Source organism: Pseudomonas sp. B21-010 (assembly GCF_024749325.1).
In the GTDB taxonomy this organism is placed as follows: domain Bacteria; phylum Pseudomonadota; class Gammaproteobacteria; order Pseudomonadales; family Pseudomonadaceae; genus Aquipseudomonas; species Aquipseudomonas kilonensis.
In genome coordinates, this window is record NZ_CP087198.1 from 1692441 (window position 1) to 1717614 (window position 25174).

The following is a 25174-nucleotide window of genomic DNA, read 5'->3' on the forward strand; positions in this document are numbered from 1 at the left end:
CACCTCAGCGATGAACCACGCCGGGCAATACGCAGAGCATCTCGTACAGCAGGTTGGCGCCCAGCAGCGAGGTGTTGCCGGTGGTGTCGTACGGCGGCGAGACTTCTACCAGATCGCAACCGACCAGGTCGAGGCCCTGGCAGCCACGGACGATTTCGATCGCCTGGATGGTGGTCAGGCCGCCGATTTCCGGAGTGCCGGTGCCAGGGGCCCAGGCCGGGTCGATACCGTCGATGTCAAAGCTCAGGTACACCGGGCCGCCGCCGACTTTCTCACGCACTTCGGCCATCAGTGGGGCGAGGGATTTGTGCCAGCACTCTTCGGCCTGGACCACGCGGAAACCCTGGTTGCGGCTCCAGTTGAAATCATCGGCGGTGTAGCCCTGGGCCCGCAGGCCGATCTGCACCACGCGGTCGCAATCGAGCAGACCTTCTTCCACGGCGCGGCGGAAGGTGGTGCCGTGGGCGATCTTCTCGCCGAACATGTGGTCGTTCACATCGGCGTGGGCGTCGATGTGCACCAGGCCGACCTTGCCGTGTTTCTTGTGGATGGCCCGCAGGATCGGCAGGGTGATGGTGTGGTCGCCGCCCAGGGTCAGGGGGATGACGTTGTGTTCGAGGATCTTGTGGTACGACTCCTCGATGATCCGCACCGCGTCCAGCAGGTTGAAGGTGTTGATCGGCACGTCGCCGATGTCGGCCACCGACAGCGAGTCGAACGGCGCGGCGCCAGTGGCCATGTTGTAGGGGCGGATCATCACGGATTCGGCGCGGATTTCCCGCGGCCCGAAACGGGTGCCGGCGCGCAGGGAGGTGCCGATGTCCAGCGGCACGCCGACGAACGCAGCGTCCAGGCCGGCAGCGGTTTGCAAATGGGGGAGTCGCATCATGGTGGCGATGCCGCCGAAGCGCGGCATTTCGTTGCCGCCCAGTGGTTGGTGAAGAATCTTGTCCACGGGTAGGGCCTCATCGTTGTTTTATTTATCAGGGGCCGATTCTGCGAAAAGCGTGGGATGGGAAGAATCGCTGGTGGCAAATACTTAGTTCAGATTTTTCTAAACTAATGGCGGGTGGGGCGATAGACTCCGCATCAGCGCAGTCCTGAGGCAAATGATGCCCCCTGTGGCGAGGGAGCTTGCTCCCGCTGGGCTGTAGGAGCTGTGTAGGAGCTGTCGAGTGCAACGAGGCTGCGATCTTGTCCCAGACAGTTGAGTCTCAAGCGAAAGATCAAGATCAAAAGATCGCAGGCTTCGCCAGCTCCTACAGAGCCGAGCGGGAGCAAGCTCCCTCGCCACAAAAGCGCGACAAGTCCTGTCTATGTGTGATCCGGAGACACCCCATGGCCAACGCTCTACCCGACCTGAAGCTGCTGCGCATTTTCGTCAGCGTGGTCCGGCACCAGGGGTTCGCCAATGCCCAGCACGAGCTCAACCTTTCCACGTCGGCCATCAGCACCTACATGAGTCAGCTTGAGTCGGCCCTGGGCCTGGTGCTGTGTCATCGCGGCCGGGGCGGGTTCAGCCTGACCAGCAAGGGCGAGTTGTTCCATCAGGAAACCTTGCGCCTGTTGGGCGAGCTCGAAGGGTTCGAGCAGTACGCGGCAGCGCTCAAGGGTGAACTGCGCGGCACGCTGAACCTGGGAGTGATTGACTCCACCGTCAGCGACAAGGCCTTGCCGTTCGCCGAAGCCATCGGTGCCTACAGCCAGGAGCACCCGGCGGTGCATTTGCACCTGTCGGTCATGAGCCCTTACGAGCTGCAACTCGGCGTGCAGGACAACCGCCTGGACCTGGCCATCGGTGCGTTTTCCACGCGCATGAGCGGGCTGGTCTACATGCCGCTGTACCGTGAGCAGCACTGGTTGTATTGCAGCAACCGTCACCCGCTGTTCAACGAGCGGCGCATTCCCGAGCAGGTCATCACCCAGCAGCGCATGGTCGGGCGCGGTTACTGGAGCCAGGCCGAACTGGCTCGCCACGGCTTCAAGCACAGCGCGGCGACGGTGGAGAGCATGGAGGCGCAGTTGATCCTGGTGTTGTCCGGCGCCTACGTCGGTTACCTGCCTGAACACTACGCCCAGGCGTGGGTCGACAAAGGCGACTTGCGTGTGCTGCTGCCGGCGACCTTTGGCTATCAGGCGCCGTTTTCGATGATCGTGCGCCGTGGTCGCAGCCGCGAGCCGCTGATCCAGACCTTCCGCGATTTGCTCAAAGCTCAACTGAATCAGGCCTGACCATGTCCAGAACTCAATGCCCGCGTTGCCAACGACCGCAAAGCCACTGCCTGTGCCCGTTGATCCCCAGCCTCGACAGCCGCACCCGCGTCTTGCTGTTGCAGCACCCCAGCGAAGTGAACCACGCCTTGAACACCGCCCGCTTGGCGGCGTTGGGGCTTAACAACGCTGAACTGATCGTGGGCGAGGTGTTCGAGGATTTGCCCAGGCTGCTCAATCAACCGGGTTATCAGGTGCGGTTGTTGTTTCCCGCTGACGATGCACAGCCGCTGCAAGCCTATGCGCCCTCCGATGAGCCGTTGCTACTGGTCGTGCCCGACGGCACCTGGCGCAAGGCGCGCAAGCTGCTGCACCTCAACCCGCTGCTGGCGGCGCTGCCGAGGGTGACATTGGCCGAGGGCGGGGTGTCTCGTTATCGTTTGCGCAAGGCACCGGGGCCGGGGGCGTTGTCGACGGTGGAGGCGATTGTCCAGGCGTTGCAGGTGCTTGAGGCGCCGGCGAGCTTTGAGCTGTTGCTGAGGCCGTTCGAGGCGTTGATCGAGGGGCAGATTGCGGCGATGGGGGAGGAGACTTACCAGAAGAACCATGGAGGGGTATAGAGACCCCTGTGGCGAGGGAGCTTGCTCCCGCTCGGCTGTAGGAGCTGTGTAGGAGCTGAGTAGGAGCTGTCGAGTGCAACGAGGCTGCGATCTTGTCCCAGACAGTTGAGTCTCAAGCGAAAGATCAAGATCAAAAGATCGCAGGCTTCGCCAGCTCCTACATAGCCCAGCGGGAGCAAGCTCCCTCGCCACGGGGTCGGGGTAAATTCGGATCAGCGCTCACGCATCGCCTCGGTCCGCGCCTTCAATACCGGCTTGAGCAAGTAATCCAGGACACTTTTCTCCCCGGTGATGATGTCCACCGTCGCCACCATCCCCGGAATGATCAGCAAGGGCTTGGCATCTCCGCCCAGGTGGTTTTTGTCGGTGCGCACCTGGATCAGGTAGAAGCTGTTGCCCTTGTCGTCGGTAATGGTGTCGGCGCCGATCAGTTCGAGCTTGGCGCTCAGCCCGCCATAGATCGTGTAGTCGTAGGCGCTGAACTTGACCATGGCTTTCTGGCCCGGGTGCAGGAACGCCACGTCCTGGGGGCGGACCTTGGCTTCGATCAGCAGGTTGTCTTCCAGGGGCACGATTTCCACCATGTCGTTGCCCGGCTGCACTACACCGCCGATGGTGTTGACCTTCAGTTGCTTGATCACCCCATGCACCGGCGAGACTACGGTGGTGCGGGTCACGCGGTCGTCGATGGCGATGCTCGAGGCGGTGATTTTCGACAGTTCGGTGCGTTTCTCGTTGAGGTCCTTGGCTGCCTCGGAGCGAAAGGTCTGTTCCGATTCGTCGATCTTGCTCTTGATCTCGTTGATCGCCGATTCGGCCCGGGGAATGGCCAGGGTGGTGGCGTTGAGCGAACCGCGGATTTCCACCGCGCTGCGTTTGAGCCGCAGGATCTCCACCGGTGATACCGCCCCGGTGCGCACCAGCGGGGCGGACATGTTCATTTCTTCTTGCAGCAAGGCCAGGGCCGAGCTGAACTGGCCTTGCTTGGAGCGAAACTCCGCCAGTTCCTGGGTCTTCTGCCGCAGCTGTTCGGTCAGGGTGCGTTGTTCGCTGGCCAGGCGCCGTTGCCGTTGTTCGTACAGTGAGCGCTCATCCTCGGCCACTTGCGGGGCCTTGGCGATCACCTCGGCCGAAAGATTGAATGGCCGGCCCTCGGCCTCGGCCGACAGGCGCTCGACCTGAGCGGTCAAGGCATAGCGGTCGGCCTCGCTTTCGCCCTTGTTCGACAGGAAGCGCGTGTCGTCCAGGCGCAGCAGGGTGTCGCCCTTGTTCACCATCTGGCCTTCACGGACGAATATCTCAGTGACGATGCCGCCCTCCAGGTTCTGGATCACCTGGATCTTGCTCGACGGAATCGCCTTGCCTTCGCCGGTGGTGACTTCCTGCAACACCGCGAATTTCGCCCAGACCAGCCCCGTGATGATCAATCCGGCGGCCAGCCACACGGTCACCCGCGAGCGGCGGGGCGAATCCTGCAGCGTGGCGCCGGCGGTTTCCGGCATGAACTCGCTTTCGGCGCTTTTGCTGAAACTGCCGAAGTAGCTTCGGGCGGCTGAATCCGGTGTTTGAGCAGACATGGGGCGGTACCCGTCAGTGAGAGAAAATAAAGCCAAACACGATTATTGCAATGAGGCAGAACACTGCTTTTGTGGCGAGGGAGCTTGCTCCCGCTGGGTTGCGAAGCAGCCCCAAAAACCATTCACCTCGGTGTAACAGGTAGATCGCGCGGGCAGGTTTTACGACGGCTGCGCCGCCGAGCGGGAGCAAGCTCCCTCGCCACAAGTGTTAACTATGTCCCCGAACCAAACAGGGGGATGTGTTGGCAGCTATACCGCCGCAGAGCCCACACGCCCCTTGCGCAGCGCATCGATCACCGCTTCCTTCGGCCCATCCGCCACAATCCGACCGTTATCCAACACCACCAGGCGGTCCACCAGGCTCAGCATCGAGGTGCGGTGGGTGACCAGCAGCACGGTCTTGCCCTGTACATGGGTGTGCAGCTTTTGGCGCAAGACGTCTTCGCTGCTGTTGTCCATGGCGCTGGTGGGTTCGTCCAGCAACAGGATCGGCGGGTCGAGCAGCAAGGCCCGGGCCAGCAGCACGGCCTGGCGTTGGCCGCCGGAGAGCAGTTGCCCGCGCTCACCCACGGGGCGGTCGAAGCCTTGGGGATGTTGGCGCGCCAGTTCGGTGACACCGGTCAGTTCTGCCACTTCCAGCATGCGCGCGTCGCTGATGTAGCGGGCGCCCAAGGTGAGATTGTCCCGCAGGCTACCGGCCAGCAGCGGCAGGTCATGGGCGACGTAGCCGATCTGTTGGCGCAGGTCGGCGACGTCCAGTTGCCGCAGGTCCAGGCCGTCGAGCAGCAACTGGCCTTCCTCCGGCGCATAGAAACCCATCACCAGGCGCGCCAGGGTGCTCTTGCCCGAGCCACTGCGGCCGATGATCCCGACCCGTTCACCGGGTTTGAGGCTGAAGCTGATGTTCGCCAGCGCTGGGGTGCTCTGGCCGTTGTAGTGGAAGGTCACGCCGTTGACGTCCAGCGCGCCCTGCAATTGGGTGCGATCCAGCGGCCGTTGTTTGGCATCGCGTTCCTGCGGCAAGGCCATCAGGGCATCGGTGCTGCGCATGGTGAGCTGGGCTTGCTGGTAACGGGTGATCAGCCCGGCGATCTGCCCGAGCGGGGCGAGCACCCGGCTGCCGAGCATGTAGGTCGCCACCAGCGCGCCGACGCTGAGGTTGCCGGCGATGATGCTGTAGACCCCGGCGACGATGGTCGCCATGCCGGCCAGTTGTTGCAGGAACAAGGTGCCGTTGGTCGCCAGTGCCGAGAGGTTGCGCGCGTGGCTGTCCAGGCGGGTGAGGGCGCCGTGGGTGCTTTCCCACTGATGCTGGCGCTCGCTCTCGGCGCTGCAGGCCTTGAGGGTTTCCAGGCCGCCGAGGGTTTCGATCAGCAGTGCCTGGCGCTGGGCGCCCAGGGCCAGGCTTTTTTGCACGGTGTCGCGCAGGCGCACCTGGATGATCATCGCGAAGACAATGGTGATTGGAAACGCCACCACTGGAATCACCACCAGCCAGCCCCCCAACAGGCCGATCACCACCAGCATCAGCAGGGCGAAGGGCAGGTCGATCAGGCTGGTGAGGGTCACCGCCGTGAGGAATTCGCGCAGCCCCTGGAAGTCGTGGATGCTCTGGGCGAAGCCGCCGATGGTCACTGGCTTGGCCTTCATCGCCATGCCGGTGATGCGCTCGAACAGGGTGGCGGAGAGAATCACGTCGGTTTTCTTGCCGGCGGTGTCCAGCAGATGGGCGCGCACCACCCGCAACACCAGTTCGAAACCGGTGCCGATCAACAGCCCCACGGCCAGCACCCACAAGGTCGACGTGGCCTGGTTCGGCACCACGCGGTCGTAGGTCTGCATGACGAACAGCGGCACCATCAGGCCTAGCAGGTTGATCAGGAAACTCGCCAGGATTGCGTCGCTGTACAGCCAGCGCGACAGTTTCAAGGTGTCGCGAAACCACGCCTCGACCCGCGGCACCAGGGGCGAGCGCAGGTCTTCGAGTTCATGGCGCGGCCGGGCGAACAAGGCCTGGCCGCTGTAGTCGAGGGTCAGTTCCTCGCGACTGACCCACTGTTCGCCGCCGTCGGCTTCGCTGGGCAGGATCAGCGCCTTGCCGTCCTCGCCCCAGCGTCGCAAGACCGCACAGCGGCCCCCCGCCAGGATCAACATCACCGGCAGGTTCAGGGGTGAAATATCTGCCAGCTCACGACGCAACAGCCGCGCCTGCAAGCTTGCCCGGGCCGCTGCGCGCGGCAGCAGGTCCAGGCTCAAGCGTTGGTGCGCCATAGGAAGCCCGGCGCTGAGGCTGGCGCGACTGACCGTCGCACCATGGAGTTTGCAGAGGATCAACAGACCGTCCAGCAAAGGATCATCGAAGTTCAGGCGCGGGTCAGCGCTCGGGGTTGCGGGTTCCATGCTGGTCACGTCGGTTGCTCCCATATTTTTTCGAGGGGGCTACTTCAGTTCCGGCAGCCGAGCCTGGTTCTTGACTTCGGTCTGCGCGACCGTATCGGCCGGCAGCACGATCCGTTGTTTGTGCAACAGCAGGCCCATGTTCGCCAGCACCCGGTACATCGAGTACTCCTCGGTGTAACGCACCTCGGTGTAGCGACGGTTGGCGTTGTACAGCTCGTTTTCGCTGTCGAGCAGGTCGAGCAGGGTGCGCTGGCCGAGACCGAACTGATCCTGGTAGGCGGCGCGCACACGGGCGGTGGTGTCGGCATATTCGCGGGCGGTGGGGGTCTGTTTGCGGGCGTTGAGCATCGCGTTCCAGGCCAGGCGCGTGTCTTCGTTGAGCTGGCGCAGGGCATTGTTGCGGATGTCCATGGCCTGGTTGATCTGGTGGGCGTTGGACGCCAGCCGCGCCTTGTCGCTGCCACCGCGAAACAGGTTGTAGTTCATCACCACGCCGACCCGCCAGTTGTTGTCGTGGCCTTCTTCGCCACCGATGTTGTTATTGGCGCCCACCGCCGCCTCGGCGTCGAAGCGCGGGTAGAACGGCGACTTCGCCACTTCGTACTGGCTCTCGGCGGACTGTATGTCGGCCTGGGCCGATTTCAGGTAGGGGTTGTTATCTACCATGCTTTGCTGGGCTTCGCGCAGGTCGGCAGGGAGTTCGCCTTTGGTCGAGGGCGGCGCTTCCAGTTCATCGGGCATGCGTCCGACCACGCTGTAGAAGTTCGCCTCGGCGTCGGCCAGGTCGACCTGGGCGGTGTCGTAGTTGTTTTCCGCCAGGGCCCGACGGGCGTTGGACTGGTCGGAGTCGGCGTTGCTGCCCACCCCACGTTCGGTGCGCAGGCCGATCTGGTCGTTGACCCGCATGTGCGCTTGCAGGTTGTTCTTGGCCAGGGTCACCAACTCGCGGCGCTTGAGCACTTCCAGGTAGACCTCGATGGTGCGCAGCGCCAGATCCTGGGCGGTGCCCTGGGCGTAATAGGCCCGGGAGTTGACCACGCCCTGGGTGCGCTCCACTTCATTGGCGGTGTTGAACCCGTCGAAGATCATCTGCCGCAGGCGCAGCTCCGATTGGGTGTAGGTCAGGATATTGGTGTGGTGATTGCCCAAGGCCCGGGTATTGGTGTTGTCGCTATAGCCACGACCGTAACCGCCATTCAAATCCACCGATGGGAAAAAGCCCCCTCGGGCGACTTTGACGTCTTCATTGGCCGACAGACGGCTGTCCACCCGTTGTGCCAGCTCTGGGTGAGTGGCAATGGTGCTCTGGATCGCCTCGGTCAAGGACATTGCCTGCGCCTGAGAAGAGCAGGCCATGGCCAGTAAAACCGCGCTGCAGAGGGGGGTTAGAACGCGCATGGGGTGCATCTCCTGAGGTCTGTAGTGCTTCGCTTGTCGCCAAAATGTTGACGTTTTAAAGATCAAAACCGTTTCAACCTTGTAACAACACAGCTAAGAACATCCTGAGCAAAACCTAAGAAGAATTTCTCATAACGATTATTTCGAAAAAAACTTATGTGCTTGAAAAAAACCGGCACATTGTTCAAAGCGAAAGCCTTTGAATCTGCGGGTTTCGACGGATTTTAGGCGTCAATAAAAGTTCCATGCAGATGTTTAAGCAACGTGAAGAAGTGTCGAAAGGGCGATCTGTGAGGTGGTTTTTGGTGACGGTTTTTTGTCGTTTCGGCGAATTGCCAGCACCTTCTGCTTTCACGAAAGCTGGCAGATTTTCCAGCTTTTTGGGTCGCCAAACCTGAGGACGGATTCTTCACCCAGACAGGTGCCGATTGCGGTCGGCAACGGAGGAAATGCACATGGCAGCGCTCATCGGTATCGTCAGCAAAGTGGTCGGGCAAGTTTTCGCAGAAGCGGCCGGTGGTCTGCGGCGGCCTCTGGTCGAAGGCGATCGGCTTTATGCCGGCGAACACCTGGTCACCGGTGCCGAAGGGGCCGTGGCTGTTCATATGCAAAACGGCCAGACGTTGACCCTGGGCCGCGAAAGCAACCTGACCCTGACCCCGCAGTTGCTCGCCAACCATGTGCCTCATGTCGACACGCCTGACGCGGCGACACCGAGTAACGCGCAACTGACCGATGTGCAAAAGCTGCAGCAAGCCATCGCCGCCGGTGCCGACCCGACTCAGACCGGTGAAGCCACGGCCGCCGGCCCCGAGGGCGGCAACCCGGGGGGCGTGGGCGGTGGGCACAGTTTTGTGCTGCTGGAAGAAGTCGGCGGGGAGGTCGATCCGCTGATCGGTTTCCCAACGGCCGGGTTCAACGGGATTCCCGAGTTTCCACAGCTGCGCCTGGCCGGTGATCCGGACAACACGGGCGACAATGCAACCGTGCCGCCGGTGACACCGGATAACCCGGTGACCCTCGACGGGGTCAATGTCGAGGGCGGCGAACTGACTACCAACGAGGCCAATCTGGCCGATGGTTCGGCCAGCAATGCGGGGGCGCTGGTGCAAAATGGCACCTTCACGGTTTCCGCGCCTGACGGGCTGAGCAGCCTGAGCATCGGCGGTATCAACGTAATCAGCGGCGGCGTGCCCGCAGGCTTCCCCCAGACGATTACATCGCCTCTGGGCAACACGTTGACCATCACCGGCTATGACCCGGCCACGGGCGTGGTCAGCTACAGCTACACCCTGACGGACAACGAAACCCATCCTGCCGGTGGCGGTGCCAACAGCATCACCGAGCAGTTCCCGGTGGTGGCCGTCGACACCGACGGCGACACGGCCACCGGCACCCTGGACGTCAACATTACCGATGACGTGCCCCAGGCGATCGACGACAGCCACGCCAACACGGCGTCGGAAACCCTGGTGACCCTCACCGGCAACGTATTGCCCAACGACCATCAGGGCGCCGACCGGATCCCCACTGGTCCCGACAGCGGGCCGATCATCGGCGGGACGTTCACCGGCACCTACGGCACCCTGGTGCTCAACCCCAACGGCACGTACACCTACACCCTCAACACCAGCGACCCGCAATTCGTCGCGTTGCATGGCGGGGGCAGCGGCACCGAGACGTTCACCTACACGCTGACCGATGCCGACGGCGACACCAGCACCGCGAACCTGGTGCTGCAAGTGCACAATAACGACGACCCTGTGGTGTTAGTGGGCCTTGGTGCCGAGGGTGGTGAGCTATCGCTGCAGGAGAAAAACCTCAGCGACGGCAGCAGCCCGGATGCATCGGCGCTGACTCAAAGCGGCACCTTTACCGTGACGGCGTTGGACGGTGTGCAGACCTTGAGCGTGGGCGGCATCAACGTCGTCACCGGCGGTGTAGCAGCCGGTTTCCCACAGTCGATTACCACCGCGCTGGGCAACACCCTGACCATCACCGGCTACAACGCCACCACCGGCGTGGTCAGCTACAGCTACACGCTGCTGGATAACGAAGCCCATCCAAACGCCAACGGCGCCAACAGCCTCAGCGAGCAATTTGCGGTCGTCGTCACCGACGACAACGGCACCACCGCCAACGGCAACCTGGACGTGAACATCGTCGACGACTTGCCTAAAGCCGTGGACGACAGCAACGCCAGCACGGCCTCAGAAACCCACCTGACCCTGACTGGCAGCGTACTGACCAACGACACCCAAGGTGCAGACCATGTGGCGTCCGGCCCAATCACCCCCGGTACCTTCACCGGTACTTACGGCACCTTGGTGCTCAACGCCGACGGTTCCTACACCTACACCCTCAACACCGCTGACGCCGATTTCAAAGGCTTGCACGGCGGTGGTAATGGCAGCGAAACCTTCACCTACACCCTGACCGATGCCGACGGCGACACCAGCACCGCCAACCTGGTGCTGCAAGTCCATAACAACGACGACCCGGTGATCATCACCGGCCTCGACACTGACGGCGGTGAGCTCACGGTCCAGGAGAAAAACCTCAGCGACGGCAGCAGCCCGGATGCATCGGCGCTGACTCAAAACGGCACCTTTACCGTGACGGCGTTGGACGGTGTGCAGACCCTGAGTGTTGGCGGCATCAACGTCGTCACGGGTGGTGTAGCAGCTGGTTTTCCACAGTCGATTACCACCGCGCTGGGCAATACACTGACCATCACCGGCTACAACGCGACCACCGGCGTGGTCAGCTACAGCTACACCTTGCTGGATAACGAAGCTCATCCAAACGCCAATGGCACCAATAGCCTTAGCGAGCAATTTGCGGTTGTTGTCACCGACGACAACGGCACCACCGCCAACGGCAACCTGGACGTGAACATCGTCGACGACTTGCCTAAAGCCGTGGACGACAGCAACGCCAGCACGGCCTCAGAAACCCACCTGACCCTGACTGGCAGCGTACTGACCAACGACACCCAAGGTGCAGACCATGTGGCGTCCGGTCCAATCACCCCCGGTACCTTCACCGGTACTTACGGCACCCTGGTGCTCAACGCCGACGGTTCCTACACCTACACCCTCAACACCGCCGATGCCGACTTCAAAGGCCTGCACGGCGGTGGCGATGGCAGCGAAACCTTCACCTACACCCTGACCGATGCCGACGGCGACACCAGCACCGCCAACCTGGTGCTGCAAGTCCATAACAACGACGACCCGGTGATCATCACCGGCCTCGACACTGACGGCGGTGAGCTCACGGTCCAGGAGAAAAACCTCAGCGACGGCAGCAGCCCGGATGCATCGGCGCTGACTCAAAACGGCACCTTTACCGTGACGGCGTTGGACGGTGTGCAGACCCTGAGTGTTGGCGGCATCAACGTCGTCACCGGCGGTGTAGCAGCCGGTTTCCCACAGTCGATTACCACCGCGCTGGGCAATACGCTGACGATCACCGGCTACAACGCCACCACCGGAGTGGTCAGCTACAGCTACACCTTGCTGGATAACGAAGCCCATCCAAACGCCAACGGCGCCAACAGCCTCAGCGAGCAATTCGCCGTAGTCGCCACTGACGACAACGGCACCACCGCCAACGGCAACCTGGACGTGAACATCGTCGACGACTTGCCTAAAGCCGTAGACGACAGCAACGCCAGCACGGCTTCGGAAACCCACCTGACCCTGACCGGCAGCGTGTTGACCAACGACACCCAAGGTGCAGACCATGTGGCGTCCGGCCCAATCACCCCCGGTACCTTCACCGGTACTTACGGCACCTTGGTGCTCAACGCCGACGGTTCCTACACCTACACCCTCAACACCGCTGACGCCGATTTCAAAGGCTTGCACGGCGGTGGTAATGGCAGCGAAACCTTCACCTACACCCTGACCGATGCCGACGGCGACACCAGCACCGCCAACCTGGTGCTGCAAGTCCATAACAACGACGACCCGGTGATCATCACCGGCCTCGACACTGACGGCGGTGAGCTCACGGTCCAGGAGAAAAACCTCAGCGACGGCAGCAGCCCGGATGCATCGGCGCTGACTCAAAACGGCACCTTTACCGTGACAGCGTTGGATGGTGTGCAGACCTTGAGCGTGGGCGGCATCAACGTCGTCACGGGTGGCGTGGCAGCGGGTTTCCCTCAGTCGATTACTACCGCGCTGGGCAACACCCTGACCATCACCGGTTTCAACGCTGCGACTGGGGTGGTCAGCTACAGCTACACCTTGCTGGATAACGAAGCCCATCCAAACGCCAACGGCGCCAACAGCCTCAGCGAGCAATTCGCCGTAGTCGCCACTGACGACAACGGCACCACCGCCAACGGCAACCTGGATGTGAACATCGTCGACGACTTGCCTAAAGCCGTAGACGACAGCAACGCCAGCACGGCCTCAGAAACCCACCTGACCCTGACCGGCAGCGTGTTGACCAACGACACCCAAGGTGCAGACCATGTGGCGTCCGGTCCAATCACCCCCGGCACGTTCACCGGTACTTACGGCACCTTGGTGCTCAACGCCGACGGTTCCTACACCTACACCCTCAACACCGCCGATGCCGATTTCAAAGGCTTGCACGGCGGTGGCGATGGCAGCGAAACCTTCACCTACACCCTGACCGATGCCGACGGCGACACCAGCACCGCGAACCTGGTGTTGCAAGTCCATAACAACGACGACCCAGTGATCATCACCGGCCTCGACACTGACGGCGGTGAGCTCACGGTCCAGGAGAAAAACCTCAGCGACGGCAGCAGCCCGGATGCATCGGCGCTGACTCAAAACGGCACCTTTACCGTGACGGCGTTGGACGGTGTGCAGACCCTGAGTGTTGGCGGCATCAACGTCGTTACGGGCGGTGTGGCGGCCGGTTTCCCTCAGTCGATTACCACCGCGCTGGGCAACACCCTGACCATCACCGGCTACAACGCCACCACCGGCGTGGTCAGCTACAGCTACACCTTGCTGGATAACGAAGCTCATCCAAACGCCAACGGCGCCAACAGCCTCAGCGAGCAATTCGCCGTAGTCGCCACCGACGACAACGGCACCACCGCCAACGGCAACCTGGACGTGAACATCGTTGATGACTTGCCGACCGCTCACGCGGATTCCGCCTCGGTGGATGAGGGCGGGACGGTCAGTGGCAACGTCCTGAACAACGACGAAGGCGGCGCCGATGGGCCGGCCGCGAGCGGTGCTGTGATCGGCGTGCGTGCTGGCAACGACACCTCGACCCCGGCGATTGGCGGCCTGAACACCCAAATCAATGGCACCTACGGCTACCTGACCCTGGATGCCAATGGCAACGCCGTCTACCACAGCAACCCGAACACCGTCAGCGCCCCGGGCGCGACCGATGTCTTCACCTACACCGTGCGTGATGCCGACGGCGACGAAAGCACTACCACCATCACCATCGATGTCCACGATATCTGCCTCGTCGCCACACCCGACCACGAAGTCAGCGTCTACGAAAAAGCCCTTGACCTGAACCAGGACGGCCAGGACCTGGCCCCCGGCACTGTCACCGGCAGCGCCCCGAGCGCCACCAGCGAAACCGCCAGTGGCAGCCTCATCAGTTCGGTCAGCGGTGCCGTTGGCGCAGTGACCTTCGCGCTGGTGGGCAACGCCAACGGTGCCTACGGTCAACTGTCGCTTCACCCCGACGGCTCCTACACCTACACCCTGACCTCGCCAGCCACCACCACGCCCCACGCCAACGATGGCCCCAACGTCTTGAGTGAAAGCTTCACCTACCAGGCCACGGACTCGTTGGGCAACACGGTCACCAGCACCATCGTCATCGACATCGTCGACGACGTGCCCAACGCCCATGCCGATTTCGCTTCGGTGGTGGAGGGCGGCACGGTCAACGGCAACGTGCTGGACAATGACGTGCTTGGCGCGGACGGCGGCATGGTAATCGGCGTACGCGCCGGCAATGACACCTCAACCTCCGCTGTCGGTGGTCTGAACAACCAGATCAACGGCACCTACGGTTACCTGACCCTGGACGCCAACGGCAACGCCGTCTACCACAGCAACCCCGACGCTGTCGGCGCGCCAGGCGCGACCGATGTCTTCACCTACACCGTGCGCGACGCCGATGGCGATGAAAGCACGACTACCATCACCATTGACGTGCACAACAGCTGCCTCGTCGCAGAAACCGACCATGACGTTACTGTCTATGAAAAAGCCCTCGATCTGAATCAGGATGGCCAGGACCTTGCCCCTGGCACCGTCACCGGCAGCGACCCGAGCGCCACCGGTGAAACCGCCAGCGGCAGCTTGGTCGGGGCGGTCAACGGGGCCACGGGCGCCGTCACCTTCACCCTGGTGGGCAACGCCACCGGCGCCTACGGCCAGTTGCTGCTCCACCCGGACGGTTCCTACACCTACACCCTGACCTCGCCGGCCACCACCACACCCCATGCCAACGATGGCCCGAATGCGCTGAGCGAAAGCTTCACCTACCAGGCCACGGATTCCCTGGGCAACAGCACCACCGGCAGCCTGGTGGTCAGCATCGTCGATGACGTGCCAAAGGCCGTTGCGTCCGAACGTTCGGTCACGGCGGTGGAGATCGATACGAACCTGCTGATCGTGCTCGACGTCTCCGGCAGCATGAAAGACGACTCCGGCGTGCCGGGGCTCTCGCGGATGGATCTGGCCAAGCAGGCGATCAGCGCCTTGCTCGACAAATACGACGACCTGGGCGATGTGAAAGTCCAGCTCGTGACCTTCAGCGGCAGCGCCACCGAACAGAGCACCGTGTGGGTGGATGTGGCAACTGCCAAGACGCTGATCTCCGCGCTGAGCGCCCACGGTGACACCAATTATGATGCTGCCGTGGCGATGGCCAAGACTGCGTTCGCAAATCCCGGCCAACTGACCGGCGCACAGAACGTTGGCTATTTCTTCTCCGACGGCAAGCCGACCCTGGGTGAAATCGGCTCGGCAGACGAAGCCGCCTGGAAAGCCTTCCTCGACGCCAACGGCATCAAGAACTACGCCATTGGCTTGGGCAGCGGCGTCAGCAACACCCACCTCGACCCGCTGGCCTACGACGGCAGCGCCCACACCAACACCAATGCGGTGGTGGTCACCGACCTGAACCAACTCAACTCGGTGCTCTCCGACACCGTGCAAGGTGCGCCGGTCACCGGCAACCTGCTGGGCGAGGGGGGTTCCTTCGGCGCCGATGGCGGGTTTATCAAAAGCCTGGTGGTCGATGGCACCACGTACAGCTACGATCCGGCGGCCAACGGTGGCCAGGGTGCACTGACCGCCAGCGGCGGGCTCAACCATGGCTCCTTCAATACCGCCACCAACACACTGAGCATCGCCACCGACCACGACGGCACCCTGGTGGTCAACCTGGATACCGGCGCGTTCAGCTACACCTCCCAGACCGCCACCAGCACCTTGATCACCGAGCACGTCGGCTACACCGTCAGTGACAACGATGGCGATCTGGCCAGTTCCAACCTGGTGATCAACGTCGTGCCCAACAGCCCGCCGATCGCTGTCGACGACAACATCATCACCAACGTGCTGTCAGGCAATATCGTGATCCCGGGTGAGTTGTTGCTGGGTAACGACAGCGACGCCAACGGCGATCCGCTCACCGCATCGCCCACCAGTTTCAATACCGGTTGGGTCGCCAAAGGCGCGGATTTCACCGGTAGCAGCGGCACGGCCAGCTTCACCGGCAACAACGTGCAGTCGATCAACCTCAGCCGCAGCGCCTTCGTCGCCAATGCCGCGACCATGACGGCGGTACTGGTGGTCAGTGGCGCGCTGGGTGCGGTTTCCAACAATAATGCCAACGATGAAGACCGCCTCAACATCAGCCTCAAGCAGGGTGAAACGCTGACTCTGGACCATAACCTGGCGGGTGGGCATATCAACCTCGAGTACTCTCTCAACGGTGGGCCTTTCATTGCGATCAGCGACGGCGCCTCGTTCACTGCGGCAGCGGATGGCAACTACCAGATCCACGTCACCAACATCCCCAATCCCGGCGGCGGTAATTCCAACGCTGCGGAAAACTATCAACTGACCATGACCGTCAACTACGCCGGCGCCCAGGACAGCACACCGGATTACCACGGCAGCTACACCGCCAGCGACAACCATGGCGGTAGCGACAGCGCGGCGGTGGACATCAGCTACCAGGCGGGCCATACCCTGACGGGCACCACCGGGGATGATGTGCTGATTGCCGGCAACGGTGACAACACCCTCAATGCGGGCGACGGCAACGACATCCTCAGCGCAGGCTCGGGCAACAATACCCTGCACGGTGGGGCAGGCAATGACCTGCTCTACAGCGGCACGGGCAACGACCTGCTCGACGGTGGTACGGGCAACGACACTGCGAGCTATGCCCACGCCACCGCCGGGGTCACGGTGAACCTGGGATTGTTGGCGGCGCAGAACACCGTAGGCGCCGGCACCGATACCCTGACAGGCATCGAAAACCTGGTCGGTTCGAACTTCAACGATACGCTTACCGGTGACGGCGCCAGCAACCGCATCAACGGTGGATTGGGCCATGACGTGCTCAATGGCGGTGGCGGCGATGACCTGCTGATCGGCGGCCTGGGCAACAACACCCTGACCGGCGGTAGCGGCGCCGATACCTTCCAATGGCAGGCAGGCAACAGCGGCCACGACGTGATCACGGACTTCGCGCCCGGCGTCGACAAACTCGACCTGTCCCAGCTGTTGCAAGGGGAGAACGGCAGCACCGCGTCACTGGATGATTACCTGCATTTCAGCGTGAGCGGCAGCGGTGGGGCGGTCATCACCAGCATCGACGTCAGTGCCATTGCCGGTGCCACGCCGAACCAGACCATCGACCTGGCCGGCGTCAATCTGGCCAGTCATTACGGCGTCACACCCGGCGCAGACGGGATGATCGCGGGCGGGGCGGATACGGCGACCATCATCAACGGCATGTTGAATGACCATTCGTTGAAGGTGGACACGGTGTGAGGTGAGCTGAAACAACAAAACCCGCCATTTTCGCTAAGGAAATGGCGGGTTTTGTTTTTCTGAAACTTGTTGGTGGATCCCCGGATTTACTGGACGCACGCATGCCTTTGTGGCGAGGGAGCTTGCTCCCGCTCGGCTGCGCTGTAGGCGCTGTGTAGGAGCTGTCGAGTACAACGAGGCAGCGATCTTTCCAGCACCCATTGGGTCGAGAGCGAAAGATCAAGATCAAAGGATCGCAGGCTTCGCCAGCTCCTACAGGCCCAGCGCGAGCAAGCTCCCTCGCCACAGTGGAGGCTCAGGGCTTGCGCAATGTCTTCTGCTTGAGGATATGAACCGTCACCAGCACCGCACTGGTGAGCATGAACCCCCGGGCCCACGGCAGGGGCACCACGCTTGACCAGCCGATAGCCAGAAGAAATAAATGCCTCCCGTTGTTCTACCATTTTTCACTTAGTCCTCTTCTCTTCCTTTTCTTCCAGGACATCAGGGTGAGGACTGTCCAATTGGCAGGAGCTCCACGACACTGATGGCCTTGATTTTTCGTCCACCGCTGCTGGCCTCCGCCGGGCACGCCATCAATTCGACGTCATCCAGATCGAAGGCGCCGCCGATCGAGGCAAAGTTTAGAGTGAGGTTGGTTACCGTGGAGTCTTGTTCAGGAATAAAAGCTGCCTCATAGTTTCCCGCCTGAGAAAAAGTGACATGCTGATTAAATTCTGGAATGGAAACTTTGCCTTGACCGTAATAGTTGGTTATTTTGAACTTTACATTGGCCGATGCACCGGCCTTGACCGCAACGTGTTGAAACAGCGAACCCGAGTTGTCGAATTGAGCTCGACCGTCAACACCTTTTACCCTGCCGTTTTGCTCCCATTCGAGGAGTGAGGAGTTGTCGAAACCACCATTCTTAATCAGTTGAATAGGTGTGCACTCAGCCGCTGCCTCAAAATATAATTCGACATCATCGACGTCGTATGAATTCGAAGCCGAAATAAATATCAAATCCGCATTCCCGCTCCCGTCAACGATGAAACTAACCTCGTAAGGGCCTTGGTGGTCGATGGCGTAGCTGCTGGCGCTTGACGATAGCTTGACCATTCCGCCGGCGCCGTAATAGCTCTGGATATTAAATGTGACCTTGACTGAGCCGGCTCCCGGCAGTTCGACGGCCTGACTGAGACGGCCTGAACTTTCGAATCTCGCACGCCCCTCTGCTGGTGTTACACGATTTGCGTTCCATGAACCAAGATCCTGATCAAACGTTCCGTTCCTGATCAGGTTTTCACCATTGCTGGGTTTAGGCAATGCCATGGTATGACTCCTTGCAAATGTCACTCTGGCAAAGGACGCCCTTCGTACCGAGTACTTTGAAGAATGGGTATGAGCGTCTATTACGATGTGAGTGAAGGGTGGGCCTGTAGCAAACCACCGACGTGCAGGGCTGGATACTGTCAAAGTTGACAGGTATGGGTGAATTCGGATGATCGGTTCGAATGGCTGATTGATTATTACAATTATCCGGTTCAATCAGGAAATGGCGGATGCGTGTCCGGGGAAGCGGCGTTAACAGCCCAGTGGGGCAAGCCCCTTTGCGCTTGAAAACACTCGCACCGCTCACGGCTTGGGCAACGTCTTTTGCCTGAGAATATACACCGTCACCAGCACCGCACTAGTGAGCATGAACCCCCGGGCCCACGGCAGGGGCACCAGGTAGCAGGAAAAGAGGATGCTCGCCCACATCAGCCCGATGGCATAGACCTTACCTTTGAGCGGGATGCCGTTGCCACTGAGGTAGTCGCGAATCCACGGGCCGAGGCGGGGATGTTCTACCAGCCATTGGTAGAAGCGCGGCGAGCTGCGGGCGAAACAGGCCGCCGCCAGGAGCAGGAAAGGGGTGGTGGGCAGTACGGGGACGAAGATGCCGATGACCCCCAGCGCTACGCTCAGCCAGCCAATGGCCAACAGAACGTAACGCAGGATCAGCGAGCGATTGCCGACTGGCGAGGGCACCCGGTCACTCAGTGGTGGCGAGGCTTGAGGATCGCCGGTTTCTCGTCCGGTGCGTTGCACAGCAGGTACAGGGCCGTGAGGGCTTCGGGGATCTGGACGATCATGTCGTCCATCAGGTTGGCGTCGGCGGCGATGTCGGAAAATTCCGGTTGCTCGTCGAACAGGCCGGAACCGACCATGATCGGCAGCAGCATTTCGCTGACTTCCTCTTCGGCGGTTTCGAACCAGGCGGCTTCGCGCAGGAACACGCCTTCCATGAAGCCGATGCACCAGCCACGCAATTCCGAATCGTCCGGGTCATCGCCCAGGTCCAGGTCGCACGGCAGTTCGAATTCTTCGTCGGAAGCCAGTTGGCGGGCGATGTGGGCCTTGAGGCCGACCAGCGTGGCTTCGATTTCGGCACGCTGGGCTTCGTCGCTGTAATGCGGCTCTTCGGCGAACAGGGCGTCGATCCACTCACGGTCCGGCACCGTTTCTGCGCAGATGGACAGGGCGGTCAGATAGCCGTGAGCGGCCACGTAGTCCAGCGCCTCTTCGTGCAGCTCATCGGCGTCGAGGAAGACTTGCAGGCGGGTCAGTTGCTCAGCGAAGGACATTACGGGCTACCTTGGGGAATAAACAATGCGGGAATTCTAGGCCTTCTTGAGCGCCCAGGCCAGCCGCGTGGCGTATTTGCCTCTTGAAGGCCAGGGGTGGACACAAATGGGGGGGCGCCGCAGATCAAATGTGGGAGCGAGCTTGCTCGCGATGAGGGCGGCACATCCAGCACCTTCTCAAAATGACCCACCGCTATCGCGAGCAAGCTCGCTCCCACAGGGACTTGTGGCAACAGAAGCAATGTGTTGGGTATCCCTAGCCGCTAGCGCCTCCTGTCAGCAGCCCCCTTTGCAACGAAGGCCTCGGGTATACTGCCGCGTTTTGTGATGCCCTGCGGCGTCCCGCCGGTTCGAAACGCACACTTACGATTTGCCGGTGCAGCGTTTGTGATTCTGAACCAGCCTTGCAGGGATGTTTCGGTGATTTTTGGAGTTTCTATGCTCGAACAGGCTCAACGCGTCCTCAAGGACATCTTCGGCTACGACAGTTTCCGTGGCCGCCAGGGTGCCATTATTGAGCGCGTGGCCAGCGGTGGTGATGCCCTGGTGCTCATGCCCACCGGCGGCGGCAAATCCTTGTGCTTCCAGGTCCCGGCGCTGTTGCGCAACGGCCTGGCCGTGGTGGTCTCGCCACTGATCGCATTGATGGACGACCAGGTCGCGACCCTCGAGGAGCTGGGGGTTGCCGCCGCTTCGCTGAACTCCACCCTCAGCGCCGAGCAACAGCGGGACCTGGCGACCCGCATCAAGCGCGGCGAAGTGAAGATGTTGTACCTGGCCCCGGAACGCCTGGTGCAGCCGCGCATGCTGGCGTTCCTGCAGAGCCTGGAAATTGCCCTGTTCGCCATCGACGAAGCCCACTGCGTGTCCCAATGGGGTCATGATTTCCGTCGCGAATACCTGCAACTGGGACAATTGGCGGAACTGTTCCCCGACGTGCCGCGCATCGCCCTGACCGCCACCGCCGACAAGCGCACCCGCGAGGAAATTGTCGAGCGCCTGCACTTGCAGGATGCCGAGCGCTTCCTGTCCAGTTTCGACCGTCCGAATATTTTCTACCGCATCGTACCCAAGGAGCAGCCGCGCAAGCAGTTGCTGGCGTTCCTTGCCGAACGTCGCAGTGATGCCGGCATCGTCTACTGCCTGTCGCGCAAGAAGGTCGATGAAGTGGCGGCGTTTCTTTGTGAGCAGGGGTTCCCGGCGTTGCCGTATCACGCCGGCCTGCCCAACGACCTGCGGGCCTATCACCAGAAGCGCTTCCTCAACGAGGAAGGCCTGATCATGGTGGCCACCATTGCGTTCGGCATGGGCATCGACAAGCCCAACGTGCGTTTTGTCGCGCACCTGGACCTGCCCAAGTCCCTCGAGGCGTACTACCAGGAAACCGGGCGTGCCGGCCGTGACGGCTTGCCGGCCGATGCCTGGATGGCCTACGGCCTGCAAGACGTGGTGATGCTCAAGCAGATGCTGCAGAACTCCGAAGGCGATGAGCGCCACAAGCGCCTGGAGCAGCACAAGCTCGACGCGATGCTCTCGCTGTGCGAAGAAACCCGCTGCCGTCGCCAGACCCTGCTGGCCTATTTTGACGAAGACATGCCCCAGCCTTGCGGGCATTGCGACAACTGCGTCGATGGCGTGGAAACCTGGGACGCCACCGAGCCGGCCCGCCAGGCCTTGTCGGCGATTTTCCGCACCGGCCAGCGCTACGGTGTCGGGCATCTGGTGGACGTGTTGCTGGGCAAGGACAACGAGAAGATCCGCAACTTCGGCCACCAGCACCTGTCGGTGTTCGGCGTGGGCAAGGCCCGTACCGAGAGTGAGTGGCGTTCATTATTCCGACAACTGGTGGCCCGCGGCCTGGCCGACATCGACCTGGAAGGCTACGGCGGCCTGCGCCTGAGTGCGACTTGCCGGCCGTTGCTCAAAGGTGAAGTCACCCTCGAACTGCGCCGCGACCTCAAGCCGGCAACGGCGGTCAAGAGCAGCAAGAGCCAGGCCAGCCAACTGGTGCGGGGCGAAGAGCGCGATCAATGGGAAGCCTTGCGGGCCTTGCGGCGTAAGCTGGCCGAGGAGCACGGCGTGCCGCCGTACGTCATCTTCCCCGACTCGACGCTGCTGGAAATGCTTCGCAGCCAGCCCACCTCCCTGGCGGAAATGGCCCGGGTCAGTGGCGTGGGCGCGCGCAAGCTGGAGCGGTATGGCGAGGCCTTCCTCCAGGTCCTGGGCGGCGAGGCCGAAGCACCGAAAGCGGTGGCCGATGTACGCCACGAACTCATTACGCTGGCCCGGGCCGGCATGACGCCGTTGCAGATCGCCGGGCAACTGCAGTGCTCGGAAAAGAACGTCTACACGATGCTGGCCGAGGCCATCGGCAAACAGCAGTTATCCCTGGAACAGGCACTGGATCTGCCCGAGGAACTGATGGGTGAAGTGCAGGATGCCTTCCTGGATGGCGAAGGCGAGTTACCCCCAGTGTCTGAAGTTGCCGCACTGTTTGTCGGACGGGTTCCCGAAGGCGTGCTGTATTGCGTCAGGGCTGCATTGCAGTCGGAATTTGAAGTCTGATCAGTGAGTTACGTTACTTTAACGATTCAGTACAAGGCGAGCCTTGCTTGAATCCAAAGCTCATGCTTAGCTGACTAATAATTAGTTTTTCTCTATTTCAGATCTGATGAGTTTTTTTATGCCGTTAACCGATCAACACCGTTTTGGCATGCAGTTGGCGCAAATGTCTCGTGGCTGGCGTGCCGAACTGGACCGTCGCCTGGCCGGGCTGGGCCTGTCCCAGGCGCGTTGGCTGGTGCTGTTGCACCTGGCCCGTTTCGAACAGGCGCCGACCCAGCGTGAACTGGCCCAGAGCGTCGCCGTCGAAGGACCGACGCTGGCCCGGTTGCTCGACAGCCTGGAAACCCAGGGGCTGGTGCAGCGCCAGGCCGTGGCCGAGGACCGCCGGGCCAAGAAAATCGTGCTCTGCGCACCGGCCCTACCGTTGATCGAACAAATCGAAACCATTGCCACGCAACTGCGTCGTGAGCTGTTCGAAGGTGTCGACGAAGCGGACATGCGCGTGTGCATGCGGGTTCACGGTACGATCCTGGCCAACCTGGAAAGATCCTGAGGCATATCCCTGGCGCCAGACTTTTGAGATTCGGCGATTAGCGAACTATAACCAGTACTAAGTGATCGTATTGGATGCGTTTACGCTCAGTCGGTAGTCGAAAGGGATACCCATGCTTGAAAGTTTGCAGTCCACGTTGCGCAGTTGGGTCAACGTGTCGGTCGTCGTGGGTGCCCTGGGGTATTCGGCCTTGGCGTCGGCGCTGGGGCTGGGGGACATAACGCTCCATTCCGCCCTGAACCAGCCGTTGCGCGCCGATATCGCCCTGGTCGATGTGGCCGGGATCGGCGAGGGCGATCTGTCGGCCAGCCTGGCGAGCCCGGACGATTTCAGTCGTGCGGGTGTGGAACGGGCATTCTTTCTCAACAACCTGCGCTTCACGCCGGTCTTGCGCGGGGAGCGCAGCTTCATTCGGGTGACCTCCAGCAAACCGGTGGAGGAACCCTTTCTCAACTTCCTGGTGCAGCTCAATCAGCCCAACGGGCGCTTGCTGCGCGAATACACCGTACTGATCGACCCGCCGGGCACACCGGGTATCGTGCCGGTCCGTGAAGAACCTTCCGAGGCCCCGCAGTCCATCAAGCCGCCCCCGGCGGTACAGGGCAAGCGTTACACCGTGGTGCCGGGAGACAACCCCTGGATCATCGCCAAGCGCCTGCATGACGCCGGCAGCAACGCGTCGGTCAATGAGTTGATGCAAGGAATCCAGGCCTTGAACCCCGGCAGCGACCGGCTTTCCATCGGCCAGCGCTTGTTGTTGCCCGATTCGGCCGTGCTGCCGACGTCGGCTGCAACGCCGGCCGGCCAGGCCCCCGCCGCGTCCGATGAGCAATTGGCCGCCAGCGTGCTGCAAAACCAGCAGCAACAGAAGACTATCGAGCAACTGCAGGCCCGGCTCCAGGCCCAGGACGAGGAAATCGCGGGCCAACGCAAGCAGATCAGCGAATTGCAGGCCCGGCTGGCCGAGGTAGCGCCAGCCCCTGTGGCATCGACGCAACCGCAACCGGCGCTTCCTGCAGCGGAACCGGCGTCGGACGCGCAACCCGCTACAGAACCGGCAGCAGAGCCAGAGGGCATCAATTGGACATGGGTGGCGGGGCTGGTGGGCCTGTTGGGGTTGCTGGCGCTGTTACTGTTCGTTCGGCGTCGGCAGCAGCAGGCCGAGTTGGAACCGATGGCCGGGCGTCCCGAGCCGATGCTGGAGGAGGGCGACGAAACCTTTGCAGCAATCCCCGATACGGAGCCGTCCGAGACCGCGGCATCGTTCAATAACGGTGACACGCCCCTGGGTGATGTGCTGGAGGGCGTCGGGATCTACCTGACCTACGGTCGATTCACCGAGGCCGCAGGGCTGTTGCGCGCCGCGTTGCTGGCGGAGCCGGAACGCACCGACCTGGGCCTCAAGTTGCTGGAAGTACTGGGCAAGCAGGGCGATGTCATCGGTTTCCAGGCCCAGGAACATCATCTACTGGCACAGGGTATCGATGCCGGGACGTTGGAGGAGATCCGCGGGCGCTACCCCAAGGTTTCCATGATCGCCGCGCCGACAGTGGCGTCGGTACAACCTCAGGTACCGGTTCTTGCATCTACTCCGGCACCGACACCTGCTCCTGAACGTGAGCCGGTGTCCGGTGACGAGTTCGAGTTGGACCTGGATGCACTGTCCATGGACACCAGCTGGGACCTCGCCGATGCCCAGGACAACACTGCTGATAAAGAGGCTGTTTCACCCTATGCCGCCGAGAGTTTTTCGCTCTCGGGTTTTGACGAACCGGACCTGCAATGGGAAGCGCCACTGGAAACCGAGTCGCTGGACGATGCCTTCCTCGATAGCTTTGCCGACGAAGAACAGTCGCTGGAACTTGAGCCACTGGCCCTTGAACCTGTTTCCCTGGACACCCTGTCCCTCGAGCCCCAGGCCCCGGAACACTCGGTCAAGCTGGAACAGGCACAGAATTGCATCGACGATGGAGACCTGAAAACCGCCGTCTCCCTGCTTGAAGAACTGCTCGAGGAGGGCGACGAGCCGCTCAAGCAGACCGCCCGGGTGCTGCTGGCAGGGATTCGCTGAAGCTATAAATGGATGTTGAGTCCACTGGCCTCTTCGCGAGCAAGCTCGCTCCCACAGGGATCTTGGGTGAACAGTCGTCCCGCGAACACCCCGGCACCCCTGTGGGAGCGAGCTTGCTCGCGATGACGGTCTGTC

At 61.8% G+C, this 25174-nt stretch carries 13 protein-coding genes and 1 pseudogene; 6 read left to right on the forward strand and 8 right to left on the reverse strand.

Features of this window, described 5'->3' with window-relative positions; translation table 11 throughout:
• Positions 1–4 precede the first annotated feature (4 nt).
• Entirely contained in the window at positions 5–955 is a 951-nt protein-coding gene (gene speB / locus LOY50_RS07530; protein ID WP_003198979.1) for an agmatinase, read from the reverse strand.
• Between the two features lie 383 nt (positions 956–1338).
• On the opposite strand from speB, the gene LOY50_RS07535 reads away from it, so the two are divergent.
• Complete coding sequence (locus LOY50_RS07535; protein ID WP_003184133.1) at positions 1339–2232, forward strand: LysR family transcriptional regulator; 894 nt, start codon at positions 1339–1341, stop codon at positions 2230–2232.
• A 2-nt stretch (positions 2233–2234) separates the two neighbouring features.
• Positions 2235–2831, forward strand: coding sequence for a tRNA-uridine aminocarboxypropyltransferase (locus LOY50_RS07540; RefSeq protein WP_258690567.1), 597 nt, complete (start codon positions 2235–2237; stop codon positions 2829–2831).
• Between the two features lie 212 nt (positions 2832–3043).
• Here LOY50_RS07540 and LOY50_RS07545 read toward each other — a convergent pair whose 3' ends face one another.
• From LOY50_RS07545 to LOY50_RS07555, 3 genes are all read right to left on the reverse strand, one after another.
• Complete coding sequence (locus LOY50_RS07545) at positions 3044–4408, reverse strand: HlyD family type I secretion periplasmic adaptor subunit (RefSeq protein ID WP_253472342.1); 1365 nt, start codon at positions 4406–4408, stop codon at positions 3044–3046.
• 249 nt (positions 4409–4657) lie between these two features.
• Entirely contained in the window at positions 4658–6817 is a 2160-nt protein-coding gene (locus LOY50_RS07550) for a type I secretion system permease/ATPase (RefSeq protein WP_253472344.1), read from the reverse strand.
• 30 nt (positions 6818–6847) lie between these two features.
• Positions 6848–8206: a TolC family outer membrane protein gene (locus LOY50_RS07555; RefSeq protein WP_214512017.1), complete on the reverse strand. Its 1359-nt coding sequence runs from the start codon at positions 8204–8206 to the stop codon at positions 6848–6850.
• A 455-nt stretch (positions 8207–8661) separates the two neighbouring features.
• Between LOY50_RS07555 and LOY50_RS07560 the strand changes: the two genes are divergently transcribed.
• On the forward strand, positions 8662–17244 hold the full coding sequence (locus LOY50_RS07560; protein ID WP_258690568.1) for a retention module-containing protein: 8583 nt from the start codon (positions 8662–8664) through the stop codon (positions 17242–17244).
• A gap of 295 nt (positions 17245–17539) precedes the next feature.
• On the opposite strand, the pseudogene LOY50_RS07565 reads toward LOY50_RS07560, so the two are convergent.
• From LOY50_RS07565 to LOY50_RS07580, 4 genes and pseudogenes are all read right to left on the reverse strand, one after another.
• A pseudogene (locus LOY50_RS07565) lies at positions 17540–17632 on the reverse strand (DUF454 domain-containing protein); the annotation flags it as partial.
• Positions 17633–17727: 95 nt separating this feature from the next.
• A complete protein-coding gene (locus LOY50_RS07570) occupies positions 17728–18555 on the reverse strand; it encodes a hypothetical protein (RefSeq protein WP_253472348.1) in 828 nt (275 codons plus the stop codon).
• Positions 18556–18858: 303 nt separating this feature from the next.
• A complete protein-coding gene (locus LOY50_RS07575; protein WP_253472350.1) occupies positions 18859–19254 on the reverse strand; it encodes a YbaN family protein in 396 nt (131 codons plus the stop codon).
• An 8-nt stretch (positions 19255–19262) separates the two neighbouring features.
• Positions 19263–19850 (reverse strand): YecA family protein, encoded by a 588-nt coding sequence (locus LOY50_RS07580; RefSeq protein ID WP_003198997.1) that lies wholly within the window; start codon positions 19848–19850, stop codon positions 19263–19265.
• 438 nt (positions 19851–20288) lie between these two features.
• Between LOY50_RS07580 and recQ the strand changes: the two genes are divergently transcribed.
• The 3 genes from recQ to LOY50_RS07595 all read left to right on the forward strand — a co-directional run bounded on the left by recQ (position 20289) and on the right by LOY50_RS07595 (position 25039).
• Positions 20289–22415 carry a DNA helicase RecQ gene (recQ, locus tag LOY50_RS07585; protein WP_253472352.1) on the forward strand — a complete coding sequence of 709 codons (2127 nt, stop codon included), beginning with the start codon at positions 20289–20291 and terminating at the stop codon, positions 22413–22415.
• Between the two features lie 118 nt (positions 22416–22533).
• Entirely contained in the window at positions 22534–22968 is a 435-nt protein-coding gene (locus LOY50_RS07590) for a MarR family transcriptional regulator (RefSeq protein WP_030141131.1), read from the forward strand.
• Positions 22969–23080: 112 nt separating this feature from the next.
• A complete protein-coding gene (locus LOY50_RS07595) occupies positions 23081–25039 on the forward strand; it encodes a FimV/HubP family polar landmark protein (protein WP_258690569.1) in 1959 nt (652 codons plus the stop codon).
• Positions 25040–25174 lie beyond the last annotated feature (135 nt).